Genomic DNA, 368 nt, shown 5'->3' on the forward strand with positions numbered 1-368 from the left:
GGGCGGGCCGGGCGGCATCCCGGGTGGCGGAGGGCCGGCCGCCGGTTCCCCGTACGCTGGCGTGGAGGGGTCGCCACCAGGTTGTGTGAGCGGGCCGGGGCCCCATTTTCCGTACGTACGAAGGAGAACCGCCGTGCTCGTGCTGTTGCCGCCCTCCGAAGGAAAGGCCGCCGCGGGGCGCGGAGCACCTCTGAAGCCCGAGTCGCTCTCGCTGCCGGGTCTGGCCGGGGCGCGGGCCGCCGTGCTGGACGGGCTGGTGGAGCTGTGCGCGGCGGACGAGGAGAAGGCCCGCGTGGTGCTGGGGCTCAGCGAGGGGCTGCGTGGCGAGGTCGCGAAGAACCTCGAACTGCGGACCGCGGGTGCGCGTC

The 368-nt window shown here is 75.0% G+C and carries 1 pseudogene; it reads left to right on the forward strand.

Annotation, left to right across the window (positions count from 1 at the left end):
- Nucleotides 1–133: 133 nt before the first annotated feature.
- Nucleotides 134–368, forward strand: a pseudogene (locus tag JGS39_RS40350) (hypothetical protein); the annotation flags it as partial.

This window comes from Streptomyces poriferorum (assembly GCF_019399235.1).
Classification (GTDB): domain Bacteria; phylum Actinomycetota; class Actinomycetes; order Streptomycetales; family Streptomycetaceae; genus Streptomyces; species Streptomyces poriferorum.